The 20,950-nt window shown below is 71.9% G+C and carries 18 protein-coding genes; 9 read left to right on the top strand and 9 right to left on the bottom strand.

Annotation, left to right across the window (positions count from 1 at the left end; genetic code table 11):
- Positions 1–8: 8 nt before the first annotated feature.
- Entirely contained in the window at positions 9–1,214 is a 1,206-nt protein-coding gene (locus tag OG294_RS05425; RefSeq protein ID WP_327065246.1) for a multicopper oxidase domain-containing protein, read from the bottom strand.
- 490 nt (positions 1,215–1,704) lie between these two features.
- Here OG294_RS05425 and OG294_RS05420 point away from each other — a divergent pair, with 490 nt between their 5' ends.
- The 5 genes from OG294_RS05420 (at position 1,705) to OG294_RS05400 (ending at position 6,969) form a co-directional block, all read left to right on the top strand.
- A complete protein-coding gene (locus tag OG294_RS05420) occupies positions 1,705–2,553 on the top strand; it encodes a 2,3,4,5-tetrahydropyridine-2,6-dicarboxylate N-succinyltransferase (protein ID WP_327065245.1) in 849 nt (282 codons plus the stop codon).
- A gap of 54 nt (positions 2,554–2,607) precedes the next feature.
- Positions 2,608–3,849 (top strand): acyl-CoA dehydrogenase family protein, encoded by a 1,242-nt coding sequence (locus OG294_RS05415; RefSeq protein ID WP_327065244.1) that lies wholly within the window; start codon positions 2,608–2,610, stop codon positions 3,847–3,849.
- A 1-nt stretch (position 3,850) separates the two neighbouring features.
- Positions 3,851–5,413: an AMP-binding protein gene (locus OG294_RS05410; protein ID WP_327065243.1), complete on the top strand. Its 1,563-nt coding sequence runs from the start codon at positions 3,851–3,853 to the stop codon at positions 5,411–5,413.
- Between the two features lie 177 nt (positions 5,414–5,590).
- Positions 5,591–6,274, top strand: coding sequence for a helix-turn-helix transcriptional regulator (locus tag OG294_RS05405; protein WP_327065242.1), 684 nt, complete (start codon positions 5,591–5,593; stop codon positions 6,272–6,274).
- Positions 6,271–6,969 carry a helix-turn-helix transcriptional regulator gene (locus OG294_RS05400; protein ID WP_327065241.1) on the top strand — a complete coding sequence of 233 codons (699 nt, stop codon included), beginning with the start codon at positions 6,271–6,273 and terminating at the stop codon, positions 6,967–6,969. The genes OG294_RS05405 and OG294_RS05400 overlap by 4 nt, the downstream gene beginning before the upstream one ends.
- 215 nt (positions 6,970–7,184) lie before the next feature.
- On the opposite strand, the gene OG294_RS05395 is transcribed toward OG294_RS05400, so the two are convergent.
- Positions 7,185–7,772 carry a hypothetical protein gene (locus tag OG294_RS05395; RefSeq protein ID WP_327065240.1) on the bottom strand — a complete coding sequence of 196 codons (588 nt, stop codon included), beginning with the start codon at positions 7,770–7,772 and terminating at the stop codon, positions 7,185–7,187.
- Positions 7,773–7,921: 149 nt separating this feature from the next.
- Between OG294_RS05395 and OG294_RS05390 the strand changes: the two genes are divergently transcribed.
- Positions 7,922–8,179, top strand: a complete 258-nt coding sequence (locus OG294_RS05390; protein ID WP_327065239.1) for a hypothetical protein — start codon at positions 7,922–7,924, stop codon at positions 8,177–8,179.
- A 22-nt stretch (positions 8,180–8,201) separates the two neighbouring features.
- Positions 8,202–8,981, top strand: a complete 780-nt coding sequence (locus tag OG294_RS05385) for a hypothetical protein (RefSeq protein ID WP_327065238.1) — start codon at positions 8,202–8,204, stop codon at positions 8,979–8,981.
- 90 nt (positions 8,982–9,071) lie between these two features.
- On the opposite strand, the gene OG294_RS05380 is transcribed toward OG294_RS05385, so the two are convergent.
- The 4 genes from OG294_RS05380 to lgt form a co-directional block, all read right to left on the bottom strand.
- Entirely contained in the window at positions 9,072–9,617 is a 546-nt protein-coding gene (locus tag OG294_RS05380; RefSeq protein ID WP_327065237.1) for a hypothetical protein, read from the bottom strand.
- Positions 9,614–11,119 carry an alkaline phosphatase family protein gene (locus OG294_RS05375; protein ID WP_327065236.1) on the bottom strand — a complete coding sequence of 502 codons (1,506 nt, stop codon included), beginning with the start codon at positions 11,117–11,119 and terminating at the stop codon, positions 9,614–9,616. Before OG294_RS05375 ends, OG294_RS05380 begins: the two co-directional genes overlap by 4 nt.
- Positions 11,120–11,167: 48 nt before the next feature.
- Positions 11,168–12,631: an MFS transporter gene (locus tag OG294_RS05370; protein ID WP_327065235.1), complete on the bottom strand. Its 1,464-nt coding sequence runs from the start codon at positions 12,629–12,631 to the stop codon at positions 11,168–11,170.
- Between the two features lie 175 nt (positions 12,632–12,806).
- The gene (gene lgt / locus OG294_RS05365) at positions 12,807–13,691 is read right to left on the bottom strand and encodes a prolipoprotein diacylglyceryl transferase (protein ID WP_327065234.1); all 885 of its coding nucleotides are present in this window, start codon (positions 13,689–13,691) and stop codon (positions 12,807–12,809) included.
- A 360-nt stretch (positions 13,692–14,051) separates the two neighbouring features.
- On the opposite strand from lgt, the gene OG294_RS05360 reads away from it, so the two are divergent.
- Positions 14,052–14,861 (top strand): DeoR/GlpR family DNA-binding transcription regulator, encoded by an 810-nt coding sequence (locus OG294_RS05360; RefSeq protein ID WP_327065233.1) that lies wholly within the window; start codon positions 14,052–14,054, stop codon positions 14,859–14,861.
- Positions 14,862–14,929: 68 nt separating this feature from the next.
- On the opposite strand, the gene OG294_RS05355 is transcribed toward OG294_RS05360, so the two are convergent.
- The 3 genes from OG294_RS05355 to OG294_RS05345 all read right to left on the bottom strand — a co-directional run bounded on the left by OG294_RS05355 (position 14,930) and on the right by OG294_RS05345 (position 18,225).
- Positions 14,930–15,883 (bottom strand): carbohydrate ABC transporter permease, encoded by a 954-nt coding sequence (locus OG294_RS05355; RefSeq protein ID WP_327065232.1) that lies wholly within the window; start codon positions 15,881–15,883, stop codon positions 14,930–14,932.
- Positions 15,880–16,815: a carbohydrate ABC transporter permease gene (locus tag OG294_RS05350; protein WP_327065231.1), complete on the bottom strand. Its 936-nt coding sequence runs from the start codon at positions 16,813–16,815 to the stop codon at positions 15,880–15,882. The genes OG294_RS05355 and OG294_RS05350 overlap by 4 nt, the downstream gene beginning before the upstream one ends.
- A 63-nt stretch (positions 16,816–16,878) precedes the next feature.
- Positions 16,879–18,225 (bottom strand): ABC transporter substrate-binding protein, encoded by a 1,347-nt coding sequence (locus tag OG294_RS05345; RefSeq protein ID WP_327065230.1) that lies wholly within the window; start codon positions 18,223–18,225, stop codon positions 16,879–16,881.
- Positions 18,226–18,700: 475 nt separating this feature from the next.
- Here OG294_RS05345 and OG294_RS05340 point away from each other — a divergent pair, with 475 nt between their 5' ends.
- A complete protein-coding gene (locus OG294_RS05340) occupies positions 18,701–20,938 on the top strand; it encodes an alpha-galactosidase (RefSeq protein ID WP_327065229.1) in 2,238 nt (745 codons plus the stop codon).
- The last annotated feature ends 12 nt before the right edge of the window (positions 20,939–20,950 follow it).

The following is a 20,950-nucleotide window of genomic DNA, read 5'->3' as shown; positions in this document are numbered from 1 at the left end:
ACGGAGCGTCAGGTCACTTGGTAGCGACCGACCATGCCGCCCATCATGTGGTGGATGACGTGGCAGTGGTAGAGCCAGTCGCCGGGGTTGTCCTCCAGGTACTCGATGGTCAGCGTGGTGGAGGGGCCGATCATCTGGGAGTCCACCCAGTCCTGGTGGCCGGGACCGCCGCGCCAGCGGTGGCCGTGCAGGTGGAAGACGTGGAACTCCTGCCCCAGTGCGGCGATCCGCCACCGCACCCGGTCGCCCTCCCGCGCGGTGAAGGTCGGGGTGTTGCCGAGGAAGGCGCCGCCGTTGAAGAGGTTGAGGTTCTGGCCCAGGGAGGGGATGTCGGCCTTGTAGGCGTCGTGCAGGAAGAGCACGAACTCGCAGTCGACCTCGGGGGTCTGCTCGTCGGTGACCACCAGGACGCCGAACAGGCCGAGTTCGGCACCGATCTCCATCACCGGGTCGCTGGAGCTGAGCCGTTGGGACTCGTCCAGCCCGTACTCCTTGTGCGCGGGCCCTGTGCCCGCGCCGGCCGGCGCGGGGATCGACTGCGGGGTCGAGTGGTCGTGGTAGAGCCAGGTGCCCACCGAACTGGGCGGGCAGGCCCAGGTGTAGGTGTAGCTCTGGCCGAACGGGACGGCCGCGCCGGGCCGGTCGGGGTCGTCGGCCACCCAGCCGCCGTCGTTCTCCCGGTTGTAGCGCACACCGTGCGGATGGATGCTGTGCGGCCAGCGGTAGTGCGCGTCGTTGTTGCGGAAGTGCACCCGGATCAGGTCGCCGACCTCGGCGCGCAGCACCGGCCCTGGGACGCCCTGGTTGGCACCGAGTCCGTCGGGGCCGAGGTCGGCGTCGAGCGGGTGCTCCCAGTTCGGCGTGTAGGCGCGGAAGCCGACCGCCCAGAACGTCAGCCTGTCGGCGTCGACATGATGGCCCATCATGGCGTCGTGGCCGGTGGGCACCGGGTTGTGCCGGAAGGACTCGGCCTGGATCCAGTACTCGCGCACCCGGCCGCTGGGCCGGAAGGTGTCGGCGGCGAACGGGTCGTGGGCCTCCTGGCGCCGGACCGGTGCCGGGGTGCCCGCGGGGGCCGGGGCGGCGGACGCGGGCCCGGCGGTGCCGGCCAGCGCGGCGGCGGCGCCGCCGCCCAGCAGGGTCCGCACCACGGACCGGCGGCCGTGTTCGGTCCTGTCGTCTCGCTTCTCGTCTTGGGCCTGATCAGCCGACATGGGTCCCTTTCGGGTGGGGACGTGGAGCTGGGTGGGGATGGGGAGCCGGCCGGTGGGCCCGGCCACCGCTCCGCGGATCAGCAGTCCCGCCGAGGTTAGGCACACTCCGGCGTCGGGGCGGGGAGCTGACCGGCTGCTATCGCCCAGTCGGCCGAGCCGGTTGCTCCGAGGGTGCCGGTTGCTCCGGGGGCGGTGGTGGTCCGGGGCCGGTCGGGGTCGGGCCCGCATCGATAAGACAACCTTTCAACCTGCCAAAACATCGCTTGGTGATCTTGTTATGCATGGAAAAAGCTCGATTTGAACTAGGAATCTAAGCGTGTAAGGCTGTGCTGCCAGCCGTTACCAAGAGGTAACCCGCCGTGGCCGCTGCCCCGCCGACCTCAGGTCCGTGGTGGGTGCCGCACGGCGCGGAACAGGCCGAGCTGGCGATTCCCAGGGCCCCGGTGCTGACCGGTGCGGCCCTACCTTCGAGCTGGAAAGCGTTGGTGTCATGCAGAGCCGGACTGCCGATGTGGCGACCCTGCGAACCGAGATCGAGGAGCTGTGGGAGCGGCGGGACGAGATCCCGCTGGACGGCGCCGAGGCGGCGGCCGCCGTGGACGCGGCGATCGGGCTGCTGGACACCGGGCGGGCCCGGGTGGCGGAGCTGGTGGACGGTGAGATCGTGGTCCACGACTGGCTGAAGGCCGCGATCCTGCTGCTCTACAAGCAGGCCCAGCCGCAGCCCTCGCAGTTCGGGCCCTTCGAGTGCGCCGACAAGATCCCGCTGAAGACCGGCATCGCCGGCTCCGGGGTCCAGGTCTCGCCCGGTGCGGTGATCCGGCGCGGCAGCTTCCAGGAGCCCGGCGCGGTGGTGATGCCCAGTCACATCGGCATCGGCTCCTACGTCGGCGAGGGCACCCTGGTCGACTCCTGGGTCGGTATCGGCTCCTGCGCCCAGATCGGGCGCAATGTGCACCTGTCGGGCGGGGTGGGGCTCGGCGGCATGATCGAGCCGCCGATGGCCAGGCCCGTGGTGATCGAGGACGACGCCTTCATCGGCGCCCGCTCGATGATCTACAGCGGCGCCCGGGTCGGCGAGGGCGCCCTGCTCGGCGCCGGCTCGCTGCTGACCGACACCATTCCGGTCATCGACGCCGCGACCGGCGAGGAGCTCAGTCGCGGCTCGGTGCCGCCGTGGACCGTCGCGGTGCCCGCCAGCCGGCCGCGCGAGTTCGCCGGCGGCACCTTCGGCCTGCCCTGCCTGCTGGTGATCAAGCACCTGAAGAAGGGCGAGCGCCACGACAAGGCCAAGCTCAACGACGTGGTGCGCACCCAGCCGCCGGTGCTGAACCTCTGACGCCCCGTCGTCTGTCGCCGCGTCACATCTGAACCGTTCGAGGAGTACTTTCCCGTGTCTGCCAACGGAATCCTGCCGATACTCAAGCGCCACCCGGAACTCGGGGAGCTGCACGCCCGCCTGAGCGCCTTCCTGGACACCCATCTGCCCGTCCCGCTGTGCGAGGAGGCCGACCGGCCCGACTGGCTCGAGCTGCGCCGCAGGGCGGCCGCGGCCGGGCTCACCGGGGTCGACCTGGCGGACGCCGGTGCCGCCGTGCGGGAGGGGAGCGCGGCGGGCGGGCGGGTCGCCCAGGGGATGGCCATGTTCCTCGCGGGGGAGCGGGACTGCGACGCGCGCGAGGTCTTCAGCAGCGGGCACGGCGCGATGGCGCTGACCTACGGGACGCCCGAGCTGGCCCGGCTGGTCCACGAACAGGTGGTCGTCGACGGCAGGTTGGCCGGTGTCGCGTCCAGCGAGCCGCAGTCCGGATCGGACCTGCGCGGCTTTCGCGCCACGCTGGTCGACCACGGCGGCCACTACACGCTGTCGGGCTCCAAGGGGCTGATCAGCCGGGTCGAGGAGGCATGCGGGTTCGTCGTCTTCGCCAAGATCGTCACGGCCGCCCAGGCCGGCACCGTCGACCTGCGCGAGGTGCCGCTGTCCGCGGTCTGGCTGCCGATGGACACCAAGGGCGTGCTGACCGAGACCACCGACCCGCTGGGCATGCGGGGTTGGAGCTTCGGGCACCTGCACTTCGTGGACGCGCAGCTGCCCAAGGACCTGCTGCTCGGGGCGCCCGGCGAGGGCCGGCGGATCTTCGACACGCACTTCTCCGCCTGGCGGCTGATGATGTCGCTGGTCTGCCTGGGAGCCGCCGCAGCCGCGATCCAGGAGGCCGCGGACCGCACCCGCCGGCGCACCGTCGGGCGGCTGTCGCTGGCCGCCATCCCGTCCGTCGCCGCCCGGCTGGGAACGGCCGCGGCCGAGGTCGAGGCCGCCACCGCCTGGTGCTTCGCGCTGCTGGAGCGGATCGACCAGGGGGACGTGGACGCCGCCGCCTGCTCGGCCGCCAAGGCCCTGGCCACCGACGCGGCCTACCGCGCGGTGGACCTGGCCCTGCAGCTGCACGGCAGCGAGGGCTACACCCGGCGGACCCCGATGGAGAAGCGGCTGCGGGACATCCGCGGGCTGCGGATCGCGGACGGCCCCAACGACACGCTCTACAGCGTGCTGGCGCACGCCATGCTGACGGAGAGTCAGGAGCCGTTGCAGGCCGTGCCGTCCGAGTCCCTGCGACCGCTGGCCAGCCGCTGACATGGAGAGCCAGCCGAACCCCACCAGCGCCCCCTTCCGGTCCGAAATCGTCCAGATCCTGGAGGTGTTGGCCGCCGACCGCGAGCGGGAGGCGATCCGCCACCAGGGGCAGGTCCTGACCGCCGGCGAACTGCTCGACCTGACCCACCGGTTGGCCCGGGCCATGCAGGCCCGGGGCATCGGGCGGGGCCGGACCGTCACCCTGCTGAGCGGGAACCTGCCGGCCGCGATCGCCGCGCGCTACGCCGCGGGCCTGCTCGGCTGCCGGGTCAACCAGCTCTACACCAAGCTGCCCGCCGAGACCCAGGCGGTCATGGTGCGCGACGTCGAGACGCACACCCTGATCGTCGACCCGCCGCACGCCGAACGCGCCGCCGAGCTCACCGCAGCGGCCCCGGTGGCCGGCGTCCTGGCCCTCGGGCCGGCGGCCGGCACGACCGACCTGCTGGCGCTGGCCGCCGAGCAGTCGGCCGGCCCGTTCGCCAGCCTGGCGCGCCCGCAGGACGTGCGGACCATCCGGCACTCCGGTGGCACCACCGGCCACTCCAAGGGCATCTGCGTCAGCTACGGGCAGGTCCGGCCGTTCGGTCCCGACCTGCCCGGCGAGCCGGGCCGGCCGCCGCGGCTGCTGGTCTGCACCACTATCGCGCACGCGGCCGGGCAGATGGCCGACAAGGTGCTGCGAGCCGGCGGCAGCGTGGTGCTGCTGCCGGAGTTCGACGCGGCCACCGTGCTGGCGGCGATCGAGAGCGAGCGGATCACCGACCTGTTCCTGATGCCGCCCCTGCTCTACCAGCTGATCGACCACCCGGCCGCGGCGCGGACCGACACCAGCAGCCTGCGACGGCTGAGCTACGGCGGCTGCCAGGCCTCCCCGGCACGGATCATCGACGCGCTGCGCCTGCTCGGGCCGGTCCTCGTCCAGCTCTACGGGCAGCACGAGGCGGGCATCATCAGCGTGCTGGCCGCCGAGGACCACGACCCGCTGCGCCCCGAGCGACTGCTCTCGGTGGGCCGGATCGCGCCCGGCTACCAGGTGGTGATCCGCGACGAGGCGGGCCGCGAGCTGCCCGCGGGCACGCCCGGCGAGATCTGCGTGCGCTCCGACACCCTGATGCAGGGCTACTGGAAGCAGCCGGAGCTGACCGCCGAAGCGGTCCGGGACGGCTGGCTGCACACCGGCGACATCGGCCGGCTGGACCAGGACGGCTACCTGACCATCGTGGACCGGCTGAAGGACCTGATCAACACCGGGGGCGGGCACGTCTACACCTCCGAGGTGGAGGACCTGCTCAACTCCCACCCCCAGGTCCGCCAGAGCGCGGTCTTCGGTGTCCGGGACGCGGACCAGGTGGAGCGGGTGCACGCGGTGGTGGTGCCGGTGACGGGCGCCGCGGTCACGGCGGAGGAGCTGCGTGCCCTGGTGCGCGAGCGGCGCGGGGTGACGCACGAGCCGGCCCGGATCGGCTTCGCCGAGGCGCTGCCGCTGACCGACGCGGGCAAGCCGGACAAGAAGGTGCTGCGGAGCCTGGCCGAGCAGGCCTTGGCAGGTGCGGTGGACTAGTGCCGGCCCCGGCCCAGCCTCCGCCCGTTTCCGCATGGGGAGTGGGCCCCCATGTTCCTGGCGGACCAGTGGGGGTCGCGTGGTGGAAATATGGGGGCCGGCACCCGATGTGCGGGTCCGGGTCCGGGTCCATGCTGCTGACGGAAGGTCAGTGGCACATCGACCCAGGAGAAACCGATGGGTGAGCCCGTGCGAGTCAGCATCGTAGCCCTGGATCCGGTGCTGGAGGCCGGCACCAGGAGCACCTTGCAGAGCAGCGCCGATGTCGCGGTGGCGCTGCCGACCGAAGCGGCCGAGGTCGCCGTCGTCATCGTCGACCGAATCGCCCGGCAGGCACTGGACGTGGTGCGCGCGACCCGGAACGCACCGCACCGCCCCGAGGTCGTCCTGGTGGCCACCGACCTGGCGCCCACCGAGGCGGCGCAGGCGATCGCGGCGGGCGCCCGCGGGCTGCTGCGCCGCACCGAGGCGAGCGCGGACCGGCTGGCCAGGACCGTGCTCGCGGCGGCCGGCGGCGACTGTACGGTGCCGCCGGAACTGCTGGAGGGCCTGCTCGACCTGGGCGCCTGTCCGCCGGGGACGGGCGCCCGGGCCACGTCGGCCGGGGCCGCGGGCGCTCAGGGTGAGAAGGCCAGGGGCGGGCCCGGTGCGCAGCCGCCCCGCGGCGCCGCCGGCCTCAGCGAGCGCGAGCGGGCGGTGCTGCGGCTGGTCGCGGACGGGCGCGAAACAGGGGAGATCGCCCGCGAGTTGTGCTACTCGGCGAGGACGGTGACCGCCGTGGTGCACGACGTGACCCAGCGGTTCGGGCTGCGCAACCGGGCCCACGCGGTGGCGTACGCGCTGCGAGCGGGGCTGCTGTGATCGGCGCCGCGCTGCTGGGGGGCGCGGCGCCGACGAGTGGCACGGTGCGGCTCGCGCCGGACGGTGCCGGGGCGGGCCGGTTGCGGGTCCGGGTGGACGCGAGCGATGCGGCCGTGCGCGAGGCCGTGGTCAGCAGGCTGCGGCACGGCGGCCTCGCGGCGCTGCCCGATCCCGGCCGGGGGCCCGGCACCGTGGTGGTGGCGGCGGGGTGCACCGTGGACGACGCGATCGACGCCTGCCGGGTGAGCCTGCGCGACGGCGAGGTGCGCCTGCTGGTCGTCGCGGACGTGCTGTCGCCCAGCGGGGTGCTGCGGGCCGTGCGGGTCGGGGCACGGGCGATGCTCCAGTTGGCCCAGGCCACACCGGAGCGGCTGGTGGCCGCCGTGCACTCCGCGCACCAGGGGGACGGGCGGTTGCCGCACGGGGTGCTGGTCGCGCTGCTCGACGGCGTCGCCGGGGCCGCCGGGGCCGGGGCGGCGGATCCGACACCCGGGACGGGCGCCGTGCCGCTCACCGCCCGGCAGACCGAGGTGCTGGCGCTGATGGCCGAGGGGCACGGCAACGCGGCGATCGCCCGCGCGCTGTGCTGTTCGGAGCACACCGTGAAGAACGTGATCTACGAGCTGATGGCCCGGCTCCAGGTCCGCAACCGCTCGCACGCGGTGGCGCACGCCGTTCGTACCGGACTGATCTAGTGCCGCGTCAGGCAACCTTCGCCCCGTCAGGCACCCCGCGCTACCGATCCTGCTGCGCGTTTGTCCCTACCCCCGGTCGGTGCGGCCGGGCAGGCTGGGTCGACGTCAGCGCAGGGTCGTGGGGACGGCCCTGGCTGGCGTCACCTTTCCGGTCGCGCCCGGGCGTGGTGGGCCGGTTGCCGCCGTCGTCACCGGCGGCAACACGGCCACGGCGCTCAGCCTGACGAGCGCTGGAACAGGCGCAGCGGTATCGGCCCGCGGTGCAGCACGTGCGGGACGTCGCCCCAGGGCAGGCCGGGCTCGTCGGGGGCCAGGGTGCGCAGCCGGGCCAGCGCGCGGTCGGTCACCTGGGAGACCGCCCGCAGGGTCGCGGTGGTGAGCGGGAGGTAGTCGTCCTCGTCGGCCGGGTCCGCGCTGAGCCGGCCCCGGGTGAGCCGCATCAGCCGTACGCAGCACCGCCGCGGGTCAAGCAGGGCGGCGTCCAGAGTCCACATCCGCGGGTCAGCCACCGCCCGTCCGGCGCTGCGCATCGCGCCGAACAGGAGCGTGGAGTCGACCGGTGAGAGGAAGACGACGTCCGTCCACGCGCAGTCCAGTGGGAGCACCCGCTCGCGCAGCCGCTCCTCCCGGCCCTGGTACTTGGCGAGATGACGGGCGTACAGGTCCGGGTAGGGGGCCTTCAGGGCGGAGAGCGGCAGCAGGTCCTCGCCGCGGGGATCCTTGATCGCGGTGTGGAAGAGGGTGCCGCGAGCGGCCGGCACGGGGCCCTGGTCGGGCCGGGGGACGTCGAGTTCGGTGGGCATGAAAAAAGCGTCGCGCCACCTCGTGGTGACGGACGCCTCATAAGAATTATATCAGGTGCGGGGTGGCGCGGGCCAGGAAAGCGGTTGATCGGACCAGCTCGCCTGGTTAGGCTCGCGGAGATCATCTTCCGAAAACCGAAGGTCGTGCCATGGAACTGAGCAACCGTCACACCCTCCTGATCGGCGCCGCCACCGCCGCGCTCGCCGCCGCGGCCGTCGTGGGGGTGAGCGCGGGCGAGCAGTCGGGGAACACCCACGGCCTCGTGGTGGAGGCGCACATGGCGATATCGGCCCCGGTCGCGGGTGCCGCGCCCGCCGACGCCGCCGACGGCCTGGTCGTGCCCGACCATATGGCGCTGGCCGACCACATGGCGCTGGTGGTGCCCGACCACATCGCGATCTCCTGAAGGTACCGGCGCCCTGAACACCATGGTCGAGAAGCCGGGCGATCCCACGGCCCGGCTCATCGCCGAGACCGCCGAACGACTGGTGCGGCTCTGGGCCTCCCGGTCCGAGCTGCACCACCCGGGCTGGGGGCGCCCGTTCCGGCCGCTCGGTGAGCTGCTGCCCGAGCAGGACACCGAGTTCGCCGCGCAGAACCCACAGATGGTGCCGCTGCTCTGGTATCCCGCGCTCCGCCACGGCAGCAGCCGAGCGCCCGTGGTCGACGTCTTCGACCACCTGCCCGCGGAGCTGGGCCCTGCCCTGCCCCGGCGCCAGGAGCTCTCGCGCATCTACAGCTGGGCGCTGGCCTCGCGCACCGCGCTGGACTGGATCGCCGAGTGCCTGGACGGGCGTGGCCTGCTGGAGGTGGGCGCCGGCAGCGGCTACTGGGCGTGGCTGCTGCGGGCCAGGGGCATCGACGTGCTGGCCACCGACGCGGCGTCCGGTACCGAGCAGAACGGCTGGACCGACCGGTTCCAGTTCACCGCGGTGCGCCCGGGCGGGGCCGCCGAGGAGGCCGCCGCACACCCGGACCGGGTGCTGGCCCTGCTCTGGCCCCCGTACCGTGACCCGATGGCCGTCGACGCCCTGCGCACCTACCGGGGGCCCGGTGTGCTCTACCTCGGCGACCGCCCCGGCGGGATCTGCGCCGAGCGGTCCTTCTTCACCGAACTGGCCACCCACTGGCGCCCGTTGTCGCACTGCCCGCTGACCCTGCGCTGGCTCGGCAACCGGGACGTGGCCACCTTCTTCGTGCGGCGCTGACGGTCCGCCCTCGTCGTGCGGCGCCGACGGCCGGCGCCGCACCGGTGCCGGGCCCTGGGTGAGGGGGCCCGGCTGCCGGGGCGCCGCCGGTCAGTCCAGTTCCACCTCGAAGTCCCAGGTGGCCAGCGGCTTGCCCGCCGCGTTCCAGGTCAGCGTCGAGTGGCCGGCCGCGAAGGTGCCCGACAGGTGGAGCACGCCGTCGTGGCCAGGATCGACGGTGACCGAGGCGTTGTCGGCGGTGAGCGGGATGCCGTGGCCGAGCTCGTCGGTGGCCGTCAGGTCCTGCGCGCTGAGCTGCTGCTGTCCGGCCGTCAGGTGCAGGGTGACGGTGAGGGAGCCGGCCGACTGGCTGGCCGGTGCCGCGCCCGGTGCGGGGTCGCTGTTCGCCAGCTCGGGCCCGGTCGCGGTGATCTCGCCCTGTTCGGCGCCCAGGTCCAGGTGGACCCGGTCGCCCATCGCGACCAGCTGGGCGTGCCCGGGGGCGGCGGTCACCACGATCGGTGCGCCCGGGGCGCTGGGGATCGGCACCCGTCCCAGGTCCTGCTTCGTCGAACCGGCGCACCCCGCCGCACCGAGCAGCAGCGCGGTCAGCAGCAGGGGCAGCGCACGGCCTCGGCTGCTGGAGCGGTCGGTCACTTGCCGGCTCCGGGCTTCAGGCTGTCCTCGGCGGCCGAGGCCCCGGTGAAGTCGGGCGCGACCACGGCGGGCTGGTCCTTCGGCTGCTGGCCGGTGGCCGACCAGACGCCGTTGCTGCCCATGGCGGCGGGCTGCATCGCCTTGCCGCTCGGGTTGTTGTACACGTCGGGGCCGAAGGCGCGCAGGCCCGGCGTGGCGGCGTAGCCGAGGTGGCCGTGGCCGTCGGTGCCGCCCTTGGTGACGTGGAAGAGGTCCTCCATGCTGCGCAGCCAGGAGTAGTGGTTGTAGGGCTGGTCGCTGATCGTGCCGGGCTTGATGTAGCGCGAGATCAGCAGCGAGCCGGTGATCCCGCCGCCGGGGGTGGTGTCCTGGCCGAAGGCCTGGTCGCCGGGCTGCGGGGTGTTCGGCCCGGGCAGCTCGTTGCAGCAGGCGACCACGGACTGCGCCGTGTCGGTGGGGGTGTTGAGGGTGGGGTCGCTGTTGCCGGTGTAGTCGGCGCCGGAGTTCCCGTAGAGCTTGTAGGGCGGGAACGCCTCGTCGAAGGTGATGTCGATCATGCCGTTGTCCTGGAAGGCCGGCGAGGCCATGATCTGCGGGATCCACTTCTCCAGGAACAGGTCCGAGGCGTACAGGCCGCCCTGGTGGTTGTTCGGGTCGCCCGATCCGTTGTCGCCCTTGCAGGTGGAGTCGTGCGCGTCCGAGCAGTTGTCCGGGGTGATCCAGGAGAACTCGGGCGTGGTCGCCTCGCTCTTGAGGTCCTGGGCCAGACCGCTGAGGGCGGCGTGCCCCGGCTCGGCCGGGCGGCCGTCCAGCGGCACGACCTGGGCACACTCCTGCGGGTCGTCGATCAGCGAGTGGAACCAGGCGGTCGGGTTGTGCTTGGGCACGTACTGGTCCTGGGCGGTGGCGCCGCCCGGGTCGACCACGCCGGCGCCGGACGGGTCGCCGGGGGTGCCGCACTTGTACGGGTCCTCGCGGCCCGGGGTGTTGCCCATGTCCTGCATGTACGCCTTCCAGCTGACGTTCTTGTCGTCGAGCTGGTTGAAGAGGGTGTAGACCGAGTCCGGGTAGACGCAGCCGGTGGCGGCGTGGGTCTGGCCGTCGGCGGCCGGGGTGCCGGGCGCGACGTCCTGGTACTGCGGGCAGTCGTTCTGGGTGGCCGGCGCCGGGGCCTGGCCGCTGACCGCGCTGATGTAGTTGTCGAGGCTGTAGTGGCCGGTGCCGTAGTACTGGCGCAGCAGTTCGCCGTACTGCGGCAGCGTCTTCCACAGGTAGCTGTTCTGGTTCAGGCCGGTGAACGAAGCCTCGTAGGATTTGTTCTCCAGCATGATCATCCAGACATGCTTGATCTTCGGCGGCTGGAAGTGGTGCGAGGCCGCGACCGCCGTGCCGCTGCCGCCGACCAGCCCCGCGGCTGCCAGTGCTCCCGCCACCAGCGTCGCGGCTATCCGCGGGCGTCGGCCCGTGCTCATCCGGCGCAGCCGGATTCCCCTGAGATTCATGGCCATATACTGGCATGAACATTGCATATAGGGGCAATTGAGGTCGCGTCAGTCCTGGGGGTCCGGGTCCGGGTCCGGGTCCGGCCGGCGGCGCGGCAGCGTGGTGGCCAGGGCCAGGACGGCGAAGGCCAGCAGGGTCAGCGCCGCGGTGCGGGCGCCGCCGGCGCCGGGCACCAGGTGCAGCGCGAGCGTGACGGCGGCCACGCCGATCGCGGTGCCGAGGCCACGGGTCATGTTCACCATGCCGCCGCCGGTGCCCGCCGAGGTGCTCGGGACGGCCCGCATGACCAGGGTGTTGTTGGCGGGGATGAAGGTGCCCAGGGCCAGTCCCAGCAGCGCGAGCGGGTAGGGCAGCAGCGCGGCGTGCTGGGGCAGCACGGTGAGCAGCAGCAGGGCCGCCACGCAGCCCGCGGCGCCCAGGCGGCTGCGCCGGGTGTCGTCCCAGCCGGCCGGCAGCAGCCGGTCGGCGGTGGTGGCGGCGAGTGCGAAGCCGACCGGCAGCGCGGTGAGGACCAGGCCGGTGGCCAGCGGCGTGGCGCCGTGCCAGGAGAGCACCACCGGCACCAGGACCAGTGGCCCGAAGAGCACCAGGTAGCCGCAGAGCCCCGCCAGCAGCCCCGGGCCTATCCGCCCGGAGCGCAGCAGGGTCAGGTCGACCAGCGGGTTGGCGCAGCGGGCCTGCCGCCGGACGAAGGCCCAGCCGGCCAGCCCGGCGAGGCCCAGCAGCGCGGCCGTGCTCCAGCCGGGCAGGCCGAGGCCGGAGGCGACGGAGAGCGCGAGCAGCGCGCCGGTGGTGGCGGTGGCCAGCAGCAGCACCCCGGTGGTGTCGATCCGGCTGGTGCGCACACAGCCGCGGGTGCGGGGCAGCAGGTAGTGGCCGGCGACCAGTGCGGCGATCCCGATCGGGACGTTCACGCCGAAGACCCAGCGCCAGCCCAGGGTGGCGACCAGCGCCCCGCCCACGGTGGGGCCGAGCGCGAGGCCGATGGCCTGCCCGGCGGCCTGGATGCCGAGGGCGGCGCGCATCCGGCCGGGCGGCGCGCTGGTGGTGACCAGAGCGACGCTGTTGGCCTGCATCAGCGCGGCGCCGACGGCCTGGACGACGCGGAAGCCGACCAGGGCGGCCAGCGTGGGCGCGAGCCCGCAGGCGGCGGAGGCGGCGGTGAAGACGGCGAAGCCGTAGAGGTACATCAGCTTGCGGCCGTGTACGTCGGACAGCTGCCCGACCGGGACCAGCAGCGCGACCAGGGCCAGCAGGTAGGCGAGCGAGACCCACTCGACGCCGGCCAGCGAGCTGTGGAACTGGGTGCGCAGCGAGTGGTAGGTCAGGGTGACGATGCTGGCGTCGAGCTGGCCCATGAAGGCGCCGAAGCAGACGGTGCCCACGGCCAGCCGCCAGGCCCAGGGGTGCTCACGGACGGCGTCGGGACGTGGGCGTTCGGTGGTGAGCAGGGTGCGCAGGCGCGGCGCCGACGGGCGCGGCCGGTGCTGCCTGTGCTCGCTGAGCGCCATGGTGACGTCCCCCAGGGGGTGGGCCGGGCCGGAACGGCTCGGCTGGCTCGGCCTTCGAGCCTCGTGACCCACGCCCGCACACCCGAGCGGGCGCACCCGGACGTGGGCACGTCACCAGATTACATCTGCGGCAGACATATTCGGTAGGGGAGGTTGTCTGGGTGGGACGGACCGCTCAGTGCGCGGCCTCCGTGGGCTCGGTGGCCGCGGTGGCTTCGGCGGCGTCCGTGGACTGCGCGACTTCGGCCGCCATGGGCTCGGGTGCCGGCCGGTTGCGGGTGAGGACCAGGTAGGCCACCGCGCCGAGGAAGACGATCAGCGCCGTCCAGTCGTTCAGCCGCAGGCCCAGGATGTGGTTGGCGTGGTCGTCGCGCAGCGCCTCCACCCAGCCGCGGCCGACCGTGTAGGCGGCCACGTACAGCGCGAAGAGCCGTCCCGAGTGCAGGCTGAACCGGCGGTCGGCCCAGAGCAGCAGGGCGACCACGCCCAGGTCCCAGAGCGACTCGTAGAGGAAGGTCGGCTGGTAGGTGGCGATGTCCGGGGTGGCCGGCGGGCGGTGGGCCGGGTCGATCAGCAGGCCCCAGGGCAGGTGGGTGGGGTCGCCGTAAAGCTCCTGGTTGAAGTAGTTGCCCCAGCGGCCGATCGCCTGGGCCAGGATCAGGCCGGGTGCCAGCGCGTCCGCGTACGTCGCCAGCTTGATGCCCCGGCGCCGGCAGCCGATCCAGGCGCCGACCGCGCCGAGCGCCACCGCGCCCCAGATGCCCAGGCCGCCGTCCCAGATGTACAGCGCCCGGATCGGCTGCTCGCCGGCCTTGAAGTACAGCTCCGGGTCGGTGATCACGTGGTACAGCCGGCCGCCGACGATGCCGAACGGCACCGCCCAGACCGCGATGTCCGAGATGTCGTCCGGGTTGCCGCCCAGCACCGCCCACCGCTTGCGGGTCAGCCACACCGCGGCGGCGATGCCCGCGATGATGCACAGCGCGTAGGCGCGGATCGGAAAGGGGCCCAGGTGCCAGACGCCTTGGGAGGGGCTGGGCAGATACGCCAGGTGATGCATGCGGGGCCGTTTCCCTTGCCGGCTGGGGCGCGGTGGTGGTCCCGCCGCGCGAGGGGCACCACAGTACCTCGGGGCCCGAACGACTCCGGAGCAGCACTGTTCCCCTCCGGGTCTGTTGACTGATGAGCCATCATGTTTGAAAATGTTGGCATCGGATGCGGTGTGGCACTTCGGCCCCGGTCCGCGCGGGCCGACCCGGCGCCCGGAGCCCTCGGAGGAGCGTGAAGTGGGCATGCCCATCGGCGAGTTGGCCGGTCGCACGGGGTGCCGCATAGGGTTGACCGGGTGACCAGCCGCGACGGGATCGATCGCACCGTGGGCGAGTCCGGCGGGCGCAGGGGCGGAAAGGGAGCAGTACAGGTGTCTGAGAACAGCAACCTCCTGGCGGAGCAGCGCCGCGCGCTGATCGTCGACGAGGTGCGGCGGCAGGGCGGGGTGCGGGTCAACGAACTGACCCGCTGGTTGAACGTGTCGGACATGACCATCCGCCGGGACCTGGACGCGCTGGCCGGGCAGGGGATGCTGGCCAAGGTGCACGGCGGCGCCGTGCCGGTGCTGGAGGCCAGCACCCACGAGCCGGGCTTCGAGGCCAAGTCGGGGCTCGAGCCGACCGCCAAGGAGGCCATCGCCCGGGAGGCCGCCCGCCTGGTCGCACCGGGCAGCGCGATCGCGCTGTCGGCGGGCACCACCACCTACTCCCTGGTGCCGCACCTGCTGAAGGTGGCGGGGCTGACGGTGGTGACCAACTCGCTGCGGGTCGCCGACGCCTTCGAGCACGCGCTGCGCCAGGGCGGACCCGGCGTCCACCCGGCCACGGTGGTGCTGACCGGCGGGGTGCGCACGCCCTCGGACGCGCTGGTGGGTCCGCTGGCCGACCGCGCGATCAGATCGCTCCACTTCGACCTGCTCTTCCTCGGCTCGCACGGCATCTCGGTCACGGCCGGCCTGTCCACCCCGAACCTGGCGGAGGCCGAGACCAACCGCTGCTTCATCGCCTCGGCGCGCCGGGTGGTCGCGGTGGCCGACCACACCAAGTGGGGGACGGTGGGCCTGTCCAGCTTCGCCCGGCTCAGCGAGGTCGACACCCTGGTGACCGAGGCACCGCTGCCGGAGGAGATCCGCGCGGCGGTGGCCGAGCAGGTCCGCGAGATCGTCATCGCCCACGGGTGAACCCGGGCAGCGCGAGGCGCCCCGCCGGTGAACCGGCGGGGCGCTCTTTCGTCGGGCTCGGAAGGGGGTCAGCCCTTGTTGGCGCCCAGGGTCAGGCCCGAGACGAACTGCTTCTGGAGGGCGAAGAAGACCACCAGGGTGGGGATCGCCACGATCAGGGCGGCGGCCGAGATCAGGTTGTTGTTGACGAAGAACTCGCCCGTGAGGTTGTTGAGCGCGGCGGTGATCGGCCGGTTGTCGCCGGTCTGCATCAGCACGGTGGCCCAGAAGAAGTCGTTGTAGATCCAGGTGAACTCCAGCGTGGCCAGCGCCGCCAGCACCGGGCGGCACAGCGGGAGCACGATCTGCCAGTACTGCCGCCAGGCGGAGGCGCCGTCCACCAGCGCGGCCTCGCCGAGTTCGGCGGGGATGGTGCGCATGTAGTTGGAGAGCACGAAGGCGCAGAAGCCGGTCTGGAAGGCGACGTGGATCAGGATCAGGCCGATGAAGGAGTCGTCCAGCTTGCCGGAGGCGGCCAGCCAGTCGGGCAGCGGGATGAGCTGGTAGAGCTTGTAGAGCGGGGTGATGATCGCCTGCTGGGGGAGCAGGTTGCCAGCGGTGAAGATCATCAGCAGCGCGATGTTGATCCGGAAGTCGTACCGGGCGACCACGAAGGCCACCATGCTGGCCAGCGCCAGCGTGATGAGCAGTGCCGGCACGGTGATGATCATCGAGTTCCAGAAGTACCGCGGCAGGTCGGCCTGGGTCCAGGCGGCGGTGAAGTTGGCGAAGCCGTAGTGGCCGCCGACCGAGACGTAGCCGTGTTTCGCGGTGTCCTGGTAGGGGCGCAGCGCCGTGTAGAAGGCGTAGAGCAGGGGCGCCAGCCAGACCAGCGAGGTGCCGATCAGGAACAGGTGCAGCAGGATCCGACCGGTGCGCGGCGGCCGGGCGGCCGTCCTGCCGTGCTCCGCCGCGGAGTTCGCGAGGCTGCCCCGGGACAGCGGGCCCCGGGGGTGTGGGCGCCGGTCCATGGCGGCGGTCATCCGCGCTGGTCCTTTCGGAAGACGGTGATCAGGTAGGGCACGATGAAGACCATCGAGATGAGCAGCAGGATGGTGGCCAGTGCGGAGCCGAAGCCGATCCGGCTGGCCTCGCCGATGATGTTGTCGGTCACCAGCACGGAGAGCAGTTGGAGTCCGTTGGTGCCCTTGTTGACCACGTAGACGATGTCGAAGGCGCGCAGCGACTCGATCACGGTGATCACCAGGACCACCACGTTGATCGAGCGCAGCGCCGGCCAGACCACGTGGCGGAAGGTCTGCCACTGGTTGGCGCCGTCGAGCGCGGCGGCCTCCTTCATGGCGGGGTCCACGCTCTTCAGGCCGGCCAAGTACATGATCATGATGTAGCCGGTCTGCCGCCAGCAGGCCATCACCAGCACGGCCCAGATGTTGAGCTTGGGGTCGCCCAGCCAGTCGATCATGCCGTGCTGACCGGCGTGCCCGGTCAGGTTGTTGATCAGTCCCTGGGTGGGGGAGAAGATCAGCTCGGTCATGAAGCCGATCAGCGCGAGCGAGAGGACCACCGGCAGGAAGAGCACGTTCTGGTACAGCCGGGAGAAGCGGATCTGCTTGTCCAGCTGGACGGCGAGGAAGAGGCCGAAGGGCGCGGGCAGGCAGAAGAAGACCGCCAGCCAGAGCAGGTTGTGCTCGACGGCCGGGGTGAACTGCGGGTAGATGGTGAAGATGGTCCGGTAGTTCTGCAGCCCGATCCAGTGGATCGTGTCGATGCCACCGATCCCCGGCCAGCTGGAGAACGACAGGACGACGGACAGCAGCGCCGGGAGCCAGACGAAGCCGACCGTCAGCACGGTGGGCACGCCCGCCATCAGGGTGAGCGTCAGCCGGTCCCGCGGTGACAGGCGCCGTGGCCTGCTGCGTATGCGCTCGGTGGGTTTGCGGTCCGGTGCAGTCATGCGCGTCCTCGATGCTGTGCAGGTGTCGGTACGTGGCTGGCCGGGCGGGACCGGCCGGGTGGGTCAGCCGTTGGCGGCCCAGATGGTCTTGGCCTGCTTGTCGATGTTGGAGAGGATCCCGGCGGCGCCGTCGGGGCTGTTCAGGAACTGCTGGATGGCCGGCAGCATCACCGGGTCGGCGAAGTCCGGACGGGTGTCGCGGTCCATGAACTGCGAGAGGTGCTTGGCCCCTTGGATCAGCTGCACCGAAGCGGCCTGCGGGGCGGTGTACTTGCTGGTGTCCACGCCGGCGGCGGTGGCGATGTCGGCGGGGTTGGAGCCGAGCCAGGTCTGCTGCGCGGCGGCGGTGCCCAGGTAGGAGAGCACGGTCTGGGCGCCGGACTTGTTCTTCGGCGACCTGGACATCATGAAGCCGTCGATCGGGGCCTCGACCGCGTCCTGGCCGTAGCTCGGGTTGATCTCGGGGAAGGCGAAGAAGCCGAGGTCGTCGGCCTGGGCGCCGGTGAAGATGGTGCCGATCTGGTCCAGGCCGAGCACCATCATGCCGGCCTGCTTGTCGAGCAGCTGCTGCGCGCCCTCCTGCCAGGTCAGGCCGAGGAAGCCGGGGGAGTAGTACGGGATCAGCTCGCGCCACTGGTCGAAGACGGCCTTGACCTGCGGGGTGTTCCACTTGGTGCCGTTGCGCATCAGGTCGATGTGGAAGTCGTACCCGTTGATCCGCATGTTGAGGTAGTCGAAGGTGCCCATCGCGGGCCAGCCGTCCTTGTCGGTGAAGGCCATCGGGATGAGCCCGTCGCCCTTCATCTTCTTGGCCAGGGCTATGAAGTCGTCCCAGGTGGTGGGCGCGGTGTAACCCTTGCTGGCCCACAGGCTCTTGCTGTAGTAGACGGCCCAGGGGTAGTAGTCGAACGGCACGAAGTAGTAGTGGCCGTCCGCTCCCTTGCTCTGCGCCTTCATCGCGTCGGTGTAGTTGGCGCCGATCTTCGCCCACACGTCGTCGACGTTGCTGAGCAGGCCCTGGGCGGCGAAGAACTGCATGCGCTCGCCGGCGAACCAGCTGAACACGTCCTGCGGGTTGCCCTGCAGGTAGGTGGTGATGTTCTGCTGGAAGGTGTTGTGGTCGACCCAGTTGACGTTGACGGTCAGTCCGGTGCTCTGCTGCACCTGGGTGAAGAGGGTCTGGTACGCGCCCTTGGGCTCGGGGATCGCGGCGTTGGAGCCGAGCGTGACGGTCTTGGGGTCGCCGGAGCCGCCGGAGGAGCTGCTGCACGCGGTGAGGAACGAGGGCACGGCGATCGCACCCGTGGCCATGAGAGCCCCGCGCAGCAGTGAGCGCCGTGTGAACGACTGTGTGAACGTGTCGGGTGCTGCGGACGTGGACTGCCGGTTCTCGGCAGAGGGCTGGGCCATGGCCCCTCCTGGGGGTGCGAATGAAACAGAAACCAACGTGAGCGTTCAGATATCACCAACAGCGGGGGAGTGTGTCAAGGCTCTGGGCGCGACCAATCTGCGACCGCCCGGCTGCCGCCCGGCGCCCTCGGCGGCCCGGCTCGGCGGTGATCGGCGGGCGCTGCTCCCGGCGTAGGGGCTGACCTGCGCTGTTGTCAGCAGGTGGCGCGCGGCGCCGATCACGTGCGGGGAGTCGGGCCTCCGGTGCCGCGGTTCGGCGCGGGCATCGTGATCTAATCGCGACCCGAGCGCGGCGGCGGCCTGCCGAGGCTGCGGGATCCCTTGACACCCCTCCGGCGCTGCGTTCTTATGTGGGCAGATCCGTTTGGAAGTGTCCGATTCTGGTGTTCCTTGCGGATTCCACCGCCGGCTGACAGCCAGTCAGACCGGCTCCGCTGTGGCTCGGTCCCATCCGGTCCCCACCCCTGGAGACACCGTGTCCTTCACCTTCACCGCCCGGCTGAGCCGTCGGCTCGCCCGGGCGGCCCTCGCCGCGGCGCTGGCCGGCGCGGCGATCCCGGCCGCCCTCGCGGGCGCCGCGCCCGCGCACGCCGAGGCCAATGGCGTCGCGGCCACGCCCCCGATGGGCTGGAGCAGCTGGAGCTACCTGCGCAGGACTCCCACCGAGGCGAACATCGAGGCCCAGGCCAAGGCGATGTCCACCAGTGGCCTGGTCGCGCACGGCTACCGCTACGTCAACATCGACGACTTCTACTACCTCGACCCCACGACCACCGTGGACGCCAACGGGCGCTGGGTCACCGACCCGGCGAAGTTCCCGGACGGCATGGGCGCGGTCGGCGCCTACGTCCACAACCTGCACGAGCAGTTCGGGATGTACCTCACCCCGGGCATCCCGGTCGCCGCCTACAACCAGAACACCCCCATCCAGGGCACCGCCTACCACGCCCGGGACATCGTCTCCGACACCATCGACCACGAGACCAACTACAACTTCGGCAACGGCTCGATGTACTACATCGACTACGCCAAGAACCCGGCCGCCGCCCAGGCGTACCTCGACTCCTGGGCCGACGAGCTGGCCTCCTGGGGCGTGGACTACCTGAAGATCGACGGGGTCGGCGACTGGGACGTCCCCGACATCCAGCACTGGTCGCAGGCGCTGAACCAGACCGGACGGCCGATCCACCTGGAGCTGTCCAACAGCCTGGACGTCAACAACGCGAGCACCTGGCAGAGTGACGCCAACGGCTGGCGGATCGACGGCGACGTCGAGTGCTACTGCGGGGCCGGCGGCTCCTCCTACCCGCTGACCGACTGGAACAACGTCGCCGCCCGCTTCACCGACGCGCCCAAGTGGACCTCCTACGCCGGCCCCGGCGGCTGGAACGACCTGGACTCCGTCGAGGTCGGCAACGGCGACAACGACGGCCTGACCCCCGCCGAACGCCAGACCCAGCTCACCCTGTGGGCCATCGAGGGCGCACCGCTGCTGCTCGGCACCGACCTGACCGACCTGGACAGCGGTGACCTGGCGCTGCTCGGCAACGACGCGGTGATCGGCGTCGACCAGGCTGGCCACCCGGCCCGCCCCGTCGACCAGCTGACCCAGCAACAGGTGTGGACCGCCGCCAACGGCGACGGCAGCTACACGGTGGCCCTGTTCAACCTGGGCTCCGCCGCGGCCACCGTCACCGCGCACTTCTCCGACGTGGGCTTCAGCGGCACGGCCGACGTGCGCGACCTGTGGAGCGGCAGCGACCTCGGCAGCGCGACCGGCAGCGTCGCCGCCACCCTGGCCCCGCACGCCTCGCGCCTGTTCCGGGTCACCCCCGCCGCCGGCAGCCGGGCGGCGACCCTGCACTACAACATCGTCAACGCCGCCACCGGCCAGTACCTGGACGTCAGCGGCGGCTCCACCGCGGACGGCGCGGCCATCGTCCAGCAGCCCGCCGACGGCGGCGCGGACCAGCAGTGGCAGCTGGTGCCGACCGGCGACGGCAACGACACCCTGGCCAACGTGAACAGCGGTGACCTGCTCGGCATCCCGGGCAACAGCACGGTGGCCGGCACCCCACTGGTGCAGCAGCACGAACAGGGCGCGGGCGACGCGCGCTGGAAGCTCAGCCCGAACGGCAGCGGCGCCTACACCATGACGGCACGCTCCGACGGTCAGGCCGTGGACGTCGTCGGCGGCTCCGGTGCGGCAGGGGCGGCCGTGGTCCAGGCCGTCGCGAACGGCGGCGCCAGCCAGAACTGGCGGCTCGTCCCGGTGCCGGTGCCCGGCGCGCAGTACAAGCTGGTCAACGGCGCCACCGGCGGCCGGATGGACGTCTTCACCGACTCCACCGCCGACCGCGCCCCGATCGTGCAGTTCAGTGACAACGGCGCCGGCGACCAGCTCTGGACCTTCAACCCCCAGGGCGGCGGTGTCTACACCGTGGCCAACGTCAACAGCGGCAAGCTGCTCAACATCCCCGGGCCCACCACCATCCAGGGCACCCAGCTGATCCAGTACTACGACGACGGGAACAGCAACTCGCGCTGGACCCTGGTCGACGCCGGGCCCAACCGGATCCAGCTGAAGAGCTCCTACGACGGCCAGCTCATCGACCTGGACAACAGCACGCTCAGCCTCGACGGGTCCGTGCTGCAGTGGCCCGCGGACGGCGGCGCCAACCAGACCTGGAGCCTGGTCCCGCCGTCCTCCTGAGGATCTGTTCGT

Origin of the sequence: Kitasatospora sp. NBC_01302, assembly GCF_035976515.1 — a bacterium.
GTDB lineage: Bacteria > Actinomycetota > Actinomycetes > Streptomycetales > Streptomycetaceae > Kitasatospora.
The sequence above is the reverse complement of the archived record's forward strand: the minus strand, read 5'-3'. Positions and strand labels throughout refer to the sequence as shown.

Excerpts from the sequence above, each read along its gene's own strand:
- OG294_RS05395 (WP_327065240.1), bottom strand. The coding sequence starts at position 7,772 with ATGCCCACCGAACTCGACGTCCCCCGGCCCGACCAGGGCCCCGTGCCG.
- OG294_RS05350 (WP_327065231.1), bottom strand. The coding sequence starts at position 16,815 with ATGACTGCACCGGACCGCAAACCCACCGAGCGCATACGCAGCAGGCCA.
- OG294_RS05345 (WP_327065230.1), bottom strand. The coding sequence starts at position 18,225 with ATGGCCCAGCCCTCTGCCGAGAACCGGCAGTCCACGTCCGCAGCACCC.
- OG294_RS05420 (WP_327065245.1), top strand. The coding sequence starts at position 1,705 with ATGCAGAGCCGGACTGCCGATGTGGCGACCCTGCGAACCGAGATCGAG.
- OG294_RS05370 (WP_327065235.1), bottom strand. The coding sequence starts at position 12,631 with ATGGCGCTCAGCGAGCACAGGCAGCACCGGCCGCGCCCGTCGGCGCCG.
- OG294_RS05405 (WP_327065242.1), top strand. The coding sequence starts at position 5,591 with ATGGGTGAGCCCGTGCGAGTCAGCATCGTAGCCCTGGATCCGGTGCTG.
- OG294_RS05385 (WP_327065238.1), top strand. The coding sequence starts at position 8,202 with ATGGTCGAGAAGCCGGGCGATCCCACGGCCCGGCTCATCGCCGAGACC.
- lgt (WP_327065234.1), bottom strand. The coding sequence starts at position 13,691 with ATGCATCACCTGGCGTATCTGCCCAGCCCCTCCCAAGGCGTCTGGCAC.
- OG294_RS05425 (WP_327065246.1), bottom strand. The coding sequence starts at position 1,214 with ATGTCGGCTGATCAGGCCCAAGACGAGAAGCGAGACGACAGGACCGAA.
- OG294_RS05355 (WP_327065232.1), bottom strand. The coding sequence starts at position 15,883 with ATGACCGCCGCCATGGACCGGCGCCCACACCCCCGGGGCCCGCTGTCC.
- OG294_RS05375 (WP_327065236.1), bottom strand. The coding sequence starts at position 11,119 with ATGAATCTCAGGGGAATCCGGCTGCGCCGGATGAGCACGGGCCGACGC.
- OG294_RS05390 (WP_327065239.1), top strand. The coding sequence starts at position 7,922 with ATGGAACTGAGCAACCGTCACACCCTCCTGATCGGCGCCGCCACCGCC.
- OG294_RS05410 (WP_327065243.1), top strand. The coding sequence starts at position 3,851 with ATGGAGAGCCAGCCGAACCCCACCAGCGCCCCCTTCCGGTCCGAAATC.